The following is an 11,698-nucleotide window of genomic DNA, read 5'->3' as shown; positions in this document are numbered from 1 at the left end:
GGATAGTGCCATGCCCAAGCAGAAGTCTGTGATCATCACCTGCGCGCCGACAGGCGGAATTCACACGCCCACCATGTCCGAGCACCTGCCCATCACGCCAAGCGAGATCGCGGCGGCCTCGATTGAGGCCGCCGAGGCCGGCGCCTCGATCATCCACCTGCACGCGCGGGACCCGGAAACCGGCAAGCCCGATCCGAACCCGGACCTGTTCATGGAGTTCCTTCCACGTATCAAACAGGCAACCGATGCGGTGATGAATGTCTCAACCGGCGGCGGGCTGGGCATGACGCGTGAGGAACGCCTGCGTGCTGCCACCAAAGCCTCGCCTGAAATGGCGAGCATGAACATCGGTTCGATGAATTTCGGTATCTTCCCGATGAAGGACAAATACTCAAACTGGAAACACGCGTGGGAGCCCGAGTTTCTCGACATGACCCGCGACTTCATCTTTCGCAATACCTTCGCGGACATTGAATATTGCATAAAGGAACTGGGTCAGGGTCACGGTACCCGATTTGAATTCGAATGCTATGACCTCGGCCACCTCTATAACCTTGCCTGGATCCGCGATCAGGGTTGGATCGATGGCCCGATCTTTGTGCAAATGGTGTTCGGGATTCTGGGGGGCGTTGGTGCCGATCTCGACAATCTGATGCATATGCACACTATCGCCAACAAGCTGTTTGGTGACGATTACGAATGGTCGGTTCTGGCCGCCGGACGATTCCAGATGCCCTTTACCACCCAAAGCGCCTTGCTGGGCGGCAACGTTCGCGTCGGGATGGAGGACAGCCTGTATATCGGGCCGGGGGAAAAGGCGGTGTCCAGCGCCCAGCAGGTCAGGAAGATCCGCAACATCATCGAAAACCTGGGCCTCAAAGTGGCCAGCCCAGCCGAGGCGCGCCTGCGGCTCGGACTGAAGGGCGGCGATCAGGTTGCATTCTGAAGGGGGGAAAACATGCAGACAAACATGCTGATCAATGGCGAACCGGTTGCCGGAGACGGCGCAGCGTTGCCGATTATGGACCCGGCCACCGGGTCCGAGATCGCCCAGGTGCATGAAGCCAGCCCGGAACAGGTTGAGGCTGCTGTGCGTTCCTCTGAGGAAGCCTTCGAAGGCTTCTCGCGTAGTACCCCTGCGGAACGGTCTGCGTTGCTGCTGGCGGTCTCGGATTGCCTGGAGGCAAATCAGGATGAACTGGCCGAACTCGAAAGCCTGGACGCGGGAAAACCATGGCCCTCGGCCCGCGACGATGAAATGCCGCTGACGATCGACACGTTCCGTTTCTTTGCCGGCGCGGCACGGACCATGTCAGGTTCCGCCGCAGGGGAATACGTCGCAGGCCATACCAGCATGATCCGCCGGGACCCTGTTGGACCCGTTGCGGCCATTGCTCCCTGGAACTATCCGCTGATGATGGCGGCTTGGAAATTGGCGGCACCGATTGCAGCGGGCTGTACGGTTGTGCTGAAACCCTCCGAACTCACGCCGCTGTCGACTTTGCGGGCTGCAGAACTGCTGAACGAAATTCTGCCCAAGGGCGTTCTGAATGTGATCCACGGCGCTGGCCCGACCATCGGCGATCAATTGATCAACAGCCCGCAGATGGAGGCCATCACTGTGACAGGAAGCTCCGCGACCGGCATGGCGGCAATGCGGGCTGCGGGCAATCAGATCCGCCATGTGCATCTGGAACTGGGCGGCAAGGCCCCGGTAATCGTCTTTGACGATGCAGACATAGATGCCGTTGCCGAAACCATACGCTATGGCAGCTTTTTCAACGCCGGTCAGGACTGCGCCCAGCCCTGCCGCGTGCTGGCCCAGGACGGGGTGTATGACAGGCTGGTCGCCGCGATCGAGGCACAGGTCAACCAGATCAAGACCGGCGCGCAAAAGGCCGAGGGCACGGAAATGGGGCCGGTCATCTCGGCCAGCCAGCGCGCTCGCGTTGCAGGCTTCGTCGACCGCGCCCGAGCATCCTGCGAGGTTGTGACGGGTGGCACAGCGGGCGAGGGCGCCGGATATTTCTACCACCCGACCGTGCTGGCAAATGTCGACAACGACGCCGAAGTTGCCACACGGGAGGTCTTCGGCCCTGTCGTCTCCGTCTCCCGCTTCCGCGACGCCGAAGATGCCCTGCGCATCGCCAATACAGGCCGGTACGGTCTGGCTTCTTCTGTCTGGACCGCCAATGTCGGCCGCGCGATGGAGATGACCAGTCGCCTGCGCTACGGTTTTGCATGGGTCAACACCCACGGCGTGGGCACGCCGGAAATGCCCTGGGCCGCGATGAAGGGCTCCGGCACCGGCTGCGATATGAGCGTCTATGCGCTGGACGCCTATACCTCGGTCCGACATGTCATGGTGGCGCACTAATGCGGCTCGCGGGGAAAAAAGCGCTGATCACCGGCGGCCGTCAGGGCATCGGGCGCGGCATTGTCGAGGCTTTCATGGCCGAAGGCGCAGCCGTCAGTACCTGTGGACGCGGGGATCGGCCGGAAAGTCTGCCGGAGGCTGTCGCCTGGCACAGCTCGGACGTTGCGGATGCAGAGCGGGTCATGGAACTGGCGCTGGCCGTCGGTCCCGTCGATGTCCTGGTGAACAACGCCGGGGTTCAGGTGGAAAAGACTGTTGTGGACAGCACTGACGCCGATTGGAATCTGATTATCGGAGCCAATTGCCGCGGCGTGTTCAACATGTGCCGGGCGTTCATCCCTGTCATGCCTCAGGGGGCGTCGATCATCAATATCGGGTCGATATCCGGCAAGGTCGCGGACCCCTCGATGGCGCTCTACAACGCGTCAAAGGCCTTTGTGCATGGGCTGACACGCTCCATCGCGGTGGATCATGGCCCCAGTGTCCGCTGCAATGCGATCTGTCCGGGGTGGATCGAAACCGGCATGCTGGAGGCGGGCTTTGATCTGTCGGATGATCCGCACGCGGCACGACAGGACGCGCTGGCACGCCACGCGACCCGCCGCTTCGGCCAGCCCGCCGACATCGCCGCCATGGCGGTCTGGCTGGCCTCGGACGAGGCGGGTTTCGCTACGGGGCAGCTGTTCACCATCGACGGCGGCATGACCGCCGCATCGCCAATCAACACGGGTCTGTTCTGATGGCTGATATCACACACACTGCCGTGCTGGGGGCCGGGACCATCGGCTCCAGCTGGACGGCGCTGTTCCTGGCCTCCGGCCGTTCGGTTGCGGTTTACGACCCGGCCGAAGGCGCACAGGACGCCGTGCGTGCCTATATCGATCAGGCTTGGGACACCATGAGCGAGTTGGGCCTGACATCAAGAGGCAGTCCGGATCGGGTCACCTTTGTGCGTTGGGCGCGCGAGGCTGCTGAAGGTGCAAGCTTCATTCAGGAAAACGTCCCGGAACGCTTGCCAATCAAACACGCCATCTTTGCGGAGATAGAACCTGCTGTCGAACCGGATGCCGTCGTGGCAAGCTCGGCCTCTGGCCTGACGCTAGGCCAGATGCAGGCCGGATGGGGAAACCCCCGGCGTTTCATTCTGGGCCACCCTTTCAATCCCCCGCATCTGATCCCCCTGGTCGAGGTGATGGGAAATGACCTTACGGATCCAGGCGTGGTTTCCGCAGCCGAGGCATTCTACAAGGATATCGGCAAGGTCACCATTCGCGTGAACAAAGAAGTCCCGGGCCACGTGGCAAACCGTCTCCAGGCCGCCGTCTGGCGCGAGGCGATCCATCTGGTGCAATCCGGTGTGGCCAGCGTAGGAGATGTCGACAAAGCCATGTCCGCAGGCCCCGGGCTTCGGTGGGCGGCAATGGGGCCGACGACGCTCTTTAGTCTTGGTGCCGGATCAGGCGGTTTGGCTGCTTTCTGTGACCATTTTTCCGATACGTTCAACGGCTGGTGGGATGATCTCGGTACTCCACAACTCACGCCCGAAGTGTCTGAAATGCTCGCTGAGGGTCTTGGCGAAGCCATAGGCGATATGTCCATCGAAAAACTGGCCGCCCTGCGCGACTCGAAAATCGTGAAGCTGCAAATGGCTTTGGCAAATGTGGAAAAGGAATAGCCACGCGCGCAGGGCTATTGCGGGATTCGAAGTTGGGGATTGCCCCCTCCTGAGTGCCAAGCCGCGCTAACGTCCGCTTGCGAAACTACAGCATTTGCCCAGGCGCGCTTTCTGCGCTTGTTGCAGCTCGGTTCTCGCCCACGCATCGGTCGCAGCGAAGGTGTGGAAGACCCGCAAATCAGATAAACAAATCTGCCAAAGCTCAGAAATCGATCTCCACCCCGGGCAGGCTGAGCGCTTTCATCATGTCGCGCAATTCCTGCCGGGCTGCGATGTTCGAGATGTTGAGCTGCTTGACCCCGATATCCTTGAGGTCCAACAGCGTCAGGCCGCGCGGAAACAGCTCGCGAAAGATCACCCGTTCGGAAAAGCCGGGTGCGGTGCGGAACCCGATACGCTTGGACAGCATGTCGATGGCGCGCTGCATCTTTTCTTTGTTGACCATCCGCTGGGTGCCGACGCGGTTGCGGACCACGATCCAGTCGATCGGCTTCAGCCCGGCCTGCGCCCGCAACTGGCGGGCGTTCCACACCATCTCGGAATAGACTGAGGGGCCAAGGATCTTTTCGCCCTTGGCGTCGATCCGGGCCAGCAGGTCGAAGTCGATGAAACTGTCGTTGAGCGGCGTGATCAGCGTATCGGCCAGCGAATGCGCCACCTGGCTGAGCCGCGTGTGCGATCCGGGGCAGTCGATCAGGATGAAGTCGCTGTCGCTTTCCAGCGTGGCAACAGCGGCGGACAGGCGGTGGTCATAGATATTCTCACCGGGTTTCAGCGAGGCCGGGTCGATCTCGGGCAGGTCATGATGGTCGGGGCTGGGCAGGTTCAGGTCCGAGCCGTTCATGAAGGTGCGACGGTTCTCGAAGTAACGCCCCAGGCTGCGCTGGCGCAGATCCAGATCGAGCGAGCTGACCTTGTGCCCCAGCCGGGCCAGTGCGGTGCCCACATGCATCGAGACCGTGGATTTCCCGGCGCCGCCTTTTTCGTTTCCGACCACAATGATATGTGCCATGCCTGTGTCCCCAGCCTTCGCGCGATTGCCTGCGCGTTGTTGCCGGACACTATATGTTGTGCGCCAAAGGAAGGGAAGCGGTGAGACGCCGATCTTACCCACCAAAAAAGGGCAATGCGGCGCTAAGGGAACAGTGACGGGGCGGAAAGTGGATTTCGCCAGGGCAGGTACGGATGCCCTGCCGTCGCCGGGCAAAGGCGCGATTTCGCGCGCCCGGAAACGGTCGGTGATTGCCAACAGCGAAATGCTGGGTAAGGTTCACACATCATGACAGTGAAAAGAAAGGTGGTGCTTCATGGCTGGGAAATTCGAGCTTTACAAGGACAAGGCCGGCGAATTCCGGTTCCGTCTCAAGGCCGGTAACGGTCAGATCATTCTGGCGAGTGAGGGCTACAAGCAGCGCGCCAGTGCCGAGAACGGCATCGAGTCCGTGCGCAAGAACGCTCCGGAAGACGGGCGCTACGAGCGCAAGGACACCAGCAGCGGAAAGCCGATGTTCAATCTCAAGGCGACGAATGGGCAGGTGATCGGCACCAGCGAAACCTACGAAAGCACGGCATCGCGCGAAAACGGCATCGAGTCCGTGAAGAAAAACGCACCGGACGCCAAGATGGAAGATCTCACCTGAGCCTGCCGCCCATCGAAACCAGATAACGTGCCGCGACGCTGTTTGCCGGTGGTACAAAAAAGAAAAGGCCGTCCCACCGGGACGGCCTTGTATCTTCCGAAGGGGGCGGGGATCAGAAGCCCAGACCTTCGTATTTCTTCTTGAACTTCGACACGCGGCCGCCGGTGTCCATCAGGCGGGTGCCGCCGCCGGTCCAGGCCGGATGCGAGGACGGGTCGATTTCCAGGGCCAGCTGGTCGCCTTCTGCGCCCCAGGTGGATTTCATCTGAACCACGGTGCCATCGGTCATCTTGACGTCGATGAGGTGATAATCGGGATGGATGTCTTTTTTCATCTTTCCGCTCCTTACGCCTCGGCGCCAGCCTTGGGCTTGTAGTTGGTAACCTCTGCGATACGCGCGGACTTACCACGGCGCGAGCGCAGGTAGTACAGTTTGGCGCGACGGACGCGGCCACGGCGGACAACGGTGATGCTGTCGATGTTGGTCGAATACAGCGGGAACACACGCTCCACGCCTTCGCCGAACGAGATTTTGCGGACGGTGAACGATCCGGCGATGCCGTCGCCGTTCTTGCGCGCGATGCAGACGCCTTCGTAGTTCTGCACACGGGTGCGCGACCCTTCGGTCACCTTATAGCCGACACGGATGGTGTCACCGGCTTTGAAGTCGGGGATGTTCTTCCCCAGGGCGGCAATCTGTTCCGCCTCGAGCTGTGCGATCAGGTCCATCGCAGTTTCTCCTGTTTGCTCGCGGTTGATCCACGAAGTTGCGCGCGGCCTGAGAGCTCTTGGTCTTCACCGGGTCCCGCATGTGGCGGCCCGCCAGAGGTCAGATCGTCTGTTCCTTTGCGTCGATCCGCTGGCGCGCGCCGGGTGCCGAAGAAAGCAGGGCAGGCAGTTGCGCAACAGATCAAAGACCCGGAGTCGCGGCAGGCGATTCCAGACCGGCCTCGTTTAGGGAATTTGCGGTCGGGGATCAAGCCCTCAACAGGCTGTTGTTCGGGTTCCTGCGCAAAAATTCGGACCGGGCGGCGGAAATCCGGCAAGCCGGGTCATGGCCGATTGTCTTTCGGTGCCAAACACGCATTCTGGACATCGAGGGGGAAAGCGATTTGTCAAAGACGTTTGGAGTGATTTGATGCGTTTGGTTTTGTCCCTTCTTCTGATGATGGCTGTTCTTGTTTCTTGCGGCCGCCGCGCTCCTGAACCGAGACCAACCGTGCAACCCGCGACCGCGGCATCCGGGTCTCTGTTCACCTATCCGAGGTTCGGCGATGCCGATCCGCATGAATGGGAAGGCCGCGCGCCCGGGTCCTATCCGGTCCATGGCATCGACATATCGCGCTGGCAGGGGGATATCGACTGGCGGACGGCCCGTGCCTCGGGCGTCAGTTTCGCGTTCATCAAGGCGACCGAAGGCGGCGATCTGGCCGACCCGATGTTCGAGAACCACCGCCGTGGCGCTCGTTCAGCAGGGGTGCCTTGGGGCGCATACCATTATTTTTACTTCTGCCGTCCTGCTGATGTGCAGGCGCGATGGTTCATCCAGCACGTGCCCAAGGGCTCTGACCTGCCGCATGTGCTGGACATGGAATGGAACCCGCGCTCCCGCACCTGCCGCAAGCGCCCCGACGGCGCCACGGTCCGCGCCGAGGCCAGGCGGTTCCTGGATATTCTCGAACGGCATTACGGGCGGCGGCCCATTGTCTACACGACGGTCGATTTCTATCAGGAAACCGGCATCGGACGCCTGCGCGGCACCGAGTTCTGGCTGCGCTCTGTGGCCGGGCACCCGCGTGAGGTCTATCCCGGCGCGCCCTGGACCTTTTGGCAATATACCGGCACCGGTCTGGTGCCCGGTATCAGTGGCCGGGTGGACATCAACGTCTTCCGTGGCGGCCCAGACAGCTGGTCGCGCTGGGTCTCAGGCGCGCCTGCCCCATAAGGGCGCCACGTGGTTCCGGGCTTAAACCGAGGGCAGACCAAACGTGTCGATATTGCCGCCGCCGACGAGGTGGTCGAGAATCCGCTCGCGCTGCTCCGGCGTGCTGTTGCTCAGCCGGGCGACCTCGTTCGAAGTCAGATCACGCCGTTCGAACCCGCGCTTGGACAGACAGCGGTCCACTCCGTCCACCTCACCATGCGCTCGAATGTTGCGCTGGTTCGAGGCGACGACGATCGGTCCGACAATCACACCGGCCAGAATGATGCTGCTGACATACCCGCCAACAACGGCACTTTTCCCGCCTCGGTCTGCATGGGCCGAACACGCCTGCACGGCGGCGCGGGCGGAATGCAGGTTATGACCGGATTGCATCGGAATCGACGGGCCGGGCAGCCGCCCGCACGCCGTTATGAGCACCAAAGCTCCTAACAATATCTTTTTCATCCATTCCCCTTCGGACCGCTTTCGAATCGCGCGGCCTTTAAAAGTTCAAGATGTGTTATCGCGGCTTTGGCACAACTTGAAGCAGCATATGCCGAGAATCCCGGACTCCGTAGCGTCCAGTCCACATGAAGCGTGAAAATGGACCGGGATTCCTGTGTGGGTTGGCAAAACCTCAGTCGGTTTCGCCATCCTTCGACTGCTGGTGCCGCGCCCACAGGTCGGGCCTGCGGGCCTTGGTGATCTCTTCCGACATCTGGTGCCGCCAGTCGGCGATGCGTCCGTGATGGCCGGACATCAGAACCTCGGGGATCGGGCGGCCCTGCCATTCGGCGGGGCGGGTGTATTGCGGATGTTCCAGCAGGCCCGAGGAAAAGCTCTCCTCCTCAGCCGAGGCTTGATTGCCCAGAACCCCGGGGATCAGCCGCACAGTGGCGTCGATAAGCGCCTGTGCCGCGATCTCGCCGCCGGTCATGACGAAATCGCCCAGACTGACCTCCTGGACGCCGTAATGCTCCAGCACCCGCTCGTCGACACCTTCGAACCGGCCACAGAGCAGGGTGACACCGTCGCAGCGGGCGAGGTTCTGCATCAGCGTCTGGTCCATCGGCCTGCCGCGTGGGCTGAGGTAGATCAGCGGCCAGTTTCCTTGCACCCCGACCATCGCCTGCTCGATTGCCGCGCCCAGCACGTCGGCGCGCAATACCATGCCCGCGCCGCCGCCCGCAGGCGTGTCATCCACATTGCGGTGCTTGCCGATACCGAACTCGCGCAGATCGATGGTCTCAAGCTGCCACAGCCCCTCCTGCAGCGCCTTGCCGGTCAGGCTTTCGCCCAGCACGCCGGGAAAGGCGGTGGGAAACAGGGTGACGATCTTGGCCTTCCAAACGTCCACCAGGTCCGGCGTCGGTGTCATCAGTTCGCGCGGTTTCAACGTGGGGCGGATCGCCTTGCGTCCGTGGGATTTGGCGGGCGTGTCGGACATGATTCAGAACAGCCCCTCGGGCGGGTCGGCAATGATGCGGCCCTTGCCCAGATCGACGGTCGGCACGGCGGCCAATGTAAACGGCAGCAGCACGGTCGATTTCAGCCCCGGCCCCTGGATCTCCAGCAGATCCGAGGCGCCGTGGTTCTGCACCGCCTTGACATGGCCGATTAGTGTGCCGCCGGTGTCATAGACCTCGAGCCCGATCAGATCGGCATGGTAGTATTCGTTATCCGGCAGCGAGGGCAACTGATCGCGCCGGGCATAAAGGCGCAGGCCCTTGATCGCGTCGGCCTGTTCCTTGGTCTCGATCCCTCCCAGCCGCGCGGCAAAGCCGTTCTTGACCGCACGGGTCAGGATGACCGGATAGCTGTCCTTGCCGGTTTCATCGGTCAGGGGCGAGTAGGCCTCGATATCCTCCGGCACGGCGCAGAAGCTTTTCAGCCGCACCTCGCCGCGCACCCCGAACGACCCGGCGACGGCACCGACGCAGACAAGATCGCTCATCTCTGTCCTCCTTCACACAGGTTGGACACGACCCGGCCACCGGCCTCGGCGCAGCGCTCGCCGTGGGCGTTGCGCTCATAGAACACGCCGACGATAAAGGCGATTGCGATCAGCAGGACAAATCGGATCGGTCTGAACATCTGCCCTCACCGTGTCTCGATCAACAGGGTTTTGTCACGCATTTCCCAGCCCTCGGTTTCAAGTTCCGGCGTCTCAGAGACCTCCTGCGGCCAGCCAACGCAGAAATACCCGATCAGGCGCCAGCCTTGGGGTACGTCCAGATCGCGGGCCAGTTGCTCGGGGTCGAGGATCGACACCCAGCCCAGTCCCAGCCCCTCCGCCCGCAGGCTGAGCCAGAAAAGCGTGACGGCGGTCACCACCGAATAACGGCGCATCTCGGGCATGGTCTTGGCGCCCAGCCCGTGGCCCTTGCCGGTGGCGTCATCGCAAAAGACGGCCAGTTGCACCGGGGCGTCCTGCATTCCCGACAACTTCAGCCGGCTGTACTGCCGCGCGCGGTCGCCGCAATAGCCCGACAGCGCCTGCGCATTGGCAGTCTGATAATTCTTCAAAGCGGCAGCGCGGGCCGCATCGCTTGCGACGCGGAGCACGCGCCAGGGTTCGCTCAGCCCCACCGAAGGGGCCAGGCGAAAGGTGTCGAGGCAGCGCGTCAACACCGCCTCGTCCACCGGATCGGTGCGGAACCGGCGCACATCGCGCCGGAGCCGCATCAGCAGATCGAACTGCGTGCGGAAATCGTCACTGAAAGCCTGATCCTGCACGCAGGCCCCGCTTATTCTTCGGCGGCTTCTTCTGCCGGGGCAGCTGCGGCCTCGGCGGCATCAGCAGCCTTGGCGGCTTTCTCTTCAGCGCGTTCCTGGGCCTTCTTGCCCGGGGTGCCCTTGTTGGGGTTGCTGCGCTCGGCCTTTTCGCGAACACCGGCAGCTTCCAGCATGCGGGCGATCCGGTCGGTGGGCTGTGCGCCCTGATCCAGCCAGTACTGAATGCGCTCCATGTTCATCTTCACACGCTCTTCGCTGTCTTTCGGCAGCAGCGGGTTGTAGGTACCCAGCTTTTCGATGAAACGGCCGTCGCGCGGCATGCGGCTGTCGGCAGCTACGATGCGGTAGAAGGGACGCTTTTTCGAGCCGCCACGGGCCAAACGGATTTTCATTGCCATGGTGTTTCTCCTTTGATGGCGTTGACCGGGTATGAGCCGGTTATTCCTGGTGTTTCTTATGGTGTCGGATGACTTCCTGAATGATGAAGTTCAGGAAAGCCTTGGCGAAATCGGGATCCAGGTCGGCCTTTTTCGCCAGGTCTTCTAGCCGTGCGATCTGCGCCGCTTCGCGCGCGGGATCGGACGGGGGAAGGTCGTGTGCCGCTTTCAGCCTGCCCACCGACTGGGTGTGCTTGAACCGTTCGCCCAGGGTGTAGACAAGGATCGCGTCCAGCCGGTCGATGCTGTCGCGGTGCTCGGCCAGCAGTTTGGCGGCGCGGGCCACGGGATCGGACTTGTGTTCAGTCAAGGGCCCATCCTTTCGGTTTGAAGAGCGGGTCGGCATAGTGCGAGATCTCCATCTCGATCCCGTCGCCAAGCTGGGTTCCGGTCAGTTCGGCGGGTGTGGGATGGCGGTAGACTGCGTCACTGCCGTCGATGGTGGCGGCGTCATGGTCCTTTTTGGCCCCCAGCCGTTCGGCCAGCCGGATCGAGTCCAGATTCTTGGGGTCGATATAGCTGACGGCGCAGTCCCAGCCGAGCGTGCCGTAGAAATAGGCGCGCGCCGCGTGGGTGGCCTCAAGCGCATAGCCCTTGCCTGCTGCCTCAGGCCAGATCACCCAGGCGATCTCGGCCTCGGGCCAGCCTGCGGGTTTCCAGCCGCCGGCCATGCCATAGGTTTCGTCCGTGGCCTTGTCGTGGATCATCCACATACCATAGCCGCGGATCTGCCAGTGGCCGATCTCGGCGGCGTAGAGCATCCACGATTCATAAGTATTCAGCGGCCCGCCCATGAAACGCGCGCGGTAGCTGGTGAAGGTGGCCTTGAAATCCGGATAGTCCTGCGGCTCGGGGCCGCGCAGGATCAGGCGCCGGGTTTCGAGGGTGGGGATGTTCTGTGCGCTCATC

At 62.2% G+C, this 11,698-nt stretch carries 17 protein-coding genes; 6 read left to right on the top strand and 11 right to left on the bottom strand.

Going from position 1 to position 11,698, the window contains the following annotated elements; all coding sequences use genetic code 11:
- Positions 1-10: 10 nt before the first annotated feature.
- The 4 genes from GOX53_RS16050 to GOX53_RS16035 are packed head-to-tail and all read left to right on the top strand — an operon-like array spanning position 11 to position 4,052.
- Positions 11-946: a 3-keto-5-aminohexanoate cleavage protein gene (locus GOX53_RS16050; RefSeq protein WP_171178061.1), complete on the top strand. Its 936-nt coding sequence runs from the start codon at positions 11-13 to the stop codon at positions 944-946.
- Positions 947-958: 12 nt separating this feature from the next.
- Entirely contained in the window at positions 959-2,377 is a 1,419-nt protein-coding gene (locus tag GOX53_RS16045; RefSeq protein WP_171178059.1) for an aminobutyraldehyde dehydrogenase, read from the top strand.
- On the top strand, positions 2,377-3,117 hold the full coding sequence (locus GOX53_RS16040) for an SDR family NAD(P)-dependent oxidoreductase (protein WP_171178057.1): 741 nt from the start codon (positions 2,377-2,379) through the stop codon (positions 3,115-3,117). Before GOX53_RS16045 ends, GOX53_RS16040 begins: the two co-directional genes overlap by 1 nt.
- Positions 3,117-4,052: a 3-hydroxyacyl-CoA dehydrogenase NAD-binding domain-containing protein gene (locus GOX53_RS16035; protein ID WP_171178055.1), complete on the top strand. Its 936-nt coding sequence runs from the start codon at positions 3,117-3,119 to the stop codon at positions 4,050-4,052. Before GOX53_RS16040 ends, GOX53_RS16035 begins: the two co-directional genes overlap by 1 nt.
- 202 nt (positions 4,053-4,254) lie before the next feature.
- On the opposite strand, the gene GOX53_RS16030 is transcribed toward GOX53_RS16035, so the two are convergent.
- Positions 4,255-5,064 (bottom strand): division plane positioning ATPase MipZ, encoded by an 810-nt coding sequence (locus GOX53_RS16030; protein WP_171178053.1) that lies wholly within the window; start codon positions 5,062-5,064, stop codon positions 4,255-4,257.
- 295 nt (positions 5,065-5,359) lie between these two features.
- Here GOX53_RS16030 and GOX53_RS16025 point away from each other — a divergent pair, with 295 nt between their 5' ends.
- Positions 5,360-5,692, top strand: coding sequence for a YegP family protein (locus tag GOX53_RS16025; RefSeq protein WP_171178050.1), 333 nt, complete (start codon positions 5,360-5,362; stop codon positions 5,690-5,692).
- A gap of 112 nt (positions 5,693-5,804) precedes the next feature.
- Here GOX53_RS16025 and rpmE read toward each other — a convergent pair whose 3' ends face one another.
- Together rpmE and rplS are read right to left on the bottom strand one after the other, a co-directional pair.
- Entirely contained in the window at positions 5,805-6,026 is a 222-nt protein-coding gene (gene rpmE, locus GOX53_RS16020) for a 50S ribosomal protein L31 (RefSeq protein WP_171178049.1), read from the bottom strand.
- An 11-nt stretch (positions 6,027-6,037) separates the two neighbouring features.
- The gene (gene rplS, locus GOX53_RS16015) at positions 6,038-6,421 is read right to left on the bottom strand and encodes a 50S ribosomal protein L19 (protein WP_171178047.1); all 384 of its coding nucleotides are present in this window, start codon (positions 6,419-6,421) and stop codon (positions 6,038-6,040) included.
- 409 nt (positions 6,422-6,830) lie between these two features.
- On the opposite strand from rplS, the gene GOX53_RS16010 reads away from it, so the two are divergent.
- Positions 6,831-7,637 (top strand): glycoside hydrolase family 25 protein, encoded by an 807-nt coding sequence (locus GOX53_RS16010; RefSeq protein ID WP_171178046.1) that lies wholly within the window; start codon positions 6,831-6,833, stop codon positions 7,635-7,637.
- 21 nt (positions 7,638-7,658) lie between these two features.
- Here the strand turns inward: GOX53_RS16010 and GOX53_RS16005 are convergent, their stop codons facing one another.
- From GOX53_RS16005 to GOX53_RS15970, 8 genes are all read right to left on the bottom strand, one after another.
- On the bottom strand, positions 7,659-8,081 hold the full coding sequence (locus GOX53_RS16005) for a hypothetical protein (RefSeq protein ID WP_171178044.1): 423 nt from the start codon (positions 8,079-8,081) through the stop codon (positions 7,659-7,661).
- Between the two features lie 172 nt (positions 8,082-8,253).
- The gene (gene trmD, locus GOX53_RS16000) at positions 8,254-9,063 is read right to left on the bottom strand and encodes a tRNA (guanosine(37)-N1)-methyltransferase TrmD (protein WP_171178042.1); all 810 of its coding nucleotides are present in this window, start codon (positions 9,061-9,063) and stop codon (positions 8,254-8,256) included.
- Between the two features lie 3 nt (positions 9,064-9,066).
- Positions 9,067-9,570 (bottom strand): ribosome maturation factor RimM, encoded by a 504-nt coding sequence (gene rimM / locus GOX53_RS15995; protein WP_171178040.1) that lies wholly within the window; start codon positions 9,568-9,570, stop codon positions 9,067-9,069.
- Entirely contained in the window at positions 9,567-9,710 is a 144-nt protein-coding gene (locus GOX53_RS15990; protein WP_171178038.1) for a hypothetical protein, read from the bottom strand. The genes rimM and GOX53_RS15990 overlap by 4 nt, the downstream gene beginning before the upstream one ends.
- Before the next feature lie 6 nt (positions 9,711-9,716).
- Positions 9,717-10,352: a 5,6-dimethylbenzimidazole synthase gene (gene bluB, locus GOX53_RS15985; protein ID WP_171178036.1), complete on the bottom strand. Its 636-nt coding sequence runs from the start codon at positions 10,350-10,352 to the stop codon at positions 9,717-9,719.
- 11 nt (positions 10,353-10,363) lie between these two features.
- On the bottom strand, positions 10,364-10,750 hold the full coding sequence (rpsP, locus tag GOX53_RS15980; RefSeq protein WP_171178034.1) for a 30S ribosomal protein S16: 387 nt from the start codon (positions 10,748-10,750) through the stop codon (positions 10,364-10,366).
- A gap of 40 nt (positions 10,751-10,790) precedes the next feature.
- Positions 10,791-11,135, bottom strand: coding sequence for a chorismate mutase (locus tag GOX53_RS15975; RefSeq protein WP_171178032.1), 345 nt, complete (start codon positions 11,133-11,135; stop codon positions 10,791-10,793).
- A complete protein-coding gene (locus GOX53_RS15970; protein WP_171178030.1) occupies positions 11,092-11,697 on the bottom strand; it encodes a GNAT family N-acetyltransferase in 606 nt (201 codons plus the stop codon). The genes GOX53_RS15975 and GOX53_RS15970 overlap by 44 nt, the downstream gene beginning before the upstream one ends.
- Position 11,698: the final 1 nt, after the last annotated feature.

Source organism: Ruegeria sp. HKCCD8929, assembly GCF_013031405.1.
Classification (GTDB): domain Bacteria; phylum Pseudomonadota; class Alphaproteobacteria; order Rhodobacterales; family Rhodobacteraceae; genus Ruegeria.
The sequence above is the reverse complement of the archived record's forward strand: the minus strand, read 5'-3'. Positions and strand labels throughout refer to the sequence as shown.

Excerpts from the sequence above, each read along its gene's own strand:
- GOX53_RS16050 (WP_171178061.1), top strand. The coding sequence starts at position 11 with ATGCCCAAGCAGAAGTCTGTGATCATCACCTGCGCGCCGACAGGCGGA.
- GOX53_RS16045 (WP_171178059.1), top strand. The coding sequence starts at position 959 with ATGCAGACAAACATGCTGATCAATGGCGAACCGGTTGCCGGAGACGGC.
- GOX53_RS16040 (WP_171178057.1), top strand. The coding sequence starts at position 2,377 with ATGCGGCTCGCGGGGAAAAAAGCGCTGATCACCGGCGGCCGTCAGGGC.
- GOX53_RS16035 (WP_171178055.1), top strand. The coding sequence starts at position 3,117 with ATGGCTGATATCACACACACTGCCGTGCTGGGGGCCGGGACCATCGGC.
- GOX53_RS16030 (WP_171178053.1), bottom strand. The coding sequence starts at position 5,064 with ATGGCACATATCATTGTGGTCGGAAACGAAAAAGGCGGCGCCGGGAAA.
- GOX53_RS16025 (WP_171178050.1), top strand. The coding sequence starts at position 5,360 with ATGGCTGGGAAATTCGAGCTTTACAAGGACAAGGCCGGCGAATTCCGG.
- rpmE (WP_171178049.1), bottom strand. The coding sequence starts at position 6,026 with ATGAAAAAAGACATCCATCCCGATTATCACCTCATCGACGTCAAGATG.
- rplS (WP_171178047.1), bottom strand. The coding sequence starts at position 6,421 with ATGGACCTGATCGCACAGCTCGAGGCGGAACAGATTGCCGCCCTGGGG.
- GOX53_RS16010 (WP_171178046.1), top strand. The coding sequence starts at position 6,831 with ATGCGTTTGGTTTTGTCCCTTCTTCTGATGATGGCTGTTCTTGTTTCT.
- GOX53_RS16005 (WP_171178044.1), bottom strand. The coding sequence starts at position 8,081 with ATGAAAAAGATATTGTTAGGAGCTTTGGTGCTCATAACGGCGTGCGGG.
- trmD (WP_171178042.1), bottom strand. The coding sequence starts at position 9,063 with ATGTCCGACACGCCCGCCAAATCCCACGGACGCAAGGCGATCCGCCCC.
- rimM (WP_171178040.1), bottom strand. The coding sequence starts at position 9,570 with ATGAGCGATCTTGTCTGCGTCGGTGCCGTCGCCGGGTCGTTCGGGGTG.
- GOX53_RS15990 (WP_171178038.1), bottom strand. The coding sequence starts at position 9,710 with ATGTTCAGACCGATCCGATTTGTCCTGCTGATCGCAATCGCCTTTATC.
- rpsP (WP_171178034.1), bottom strand. The coding sequence starts at position 10,750 with ATGGCAATGAAAATCCGTTTGGCCCGTGGCGGCTCGAAAAAGCGTCCC.
- GOX53_RS15975 (WP_171178032.1), bottom strand. The coding sequence starts at position 11,135 with ATGCCGACCCGCTCTTCAAACCGAAAGGATGGGCCCTTGACTGAACAC.
- GOX53_RS15970 (WP_171178030.1), bottom strand. The coding sequence starts at position 11,697 with ATGAGCGCACAGAACATCCCCACCCTCGAAACCCGGCGCCTGATCCTG.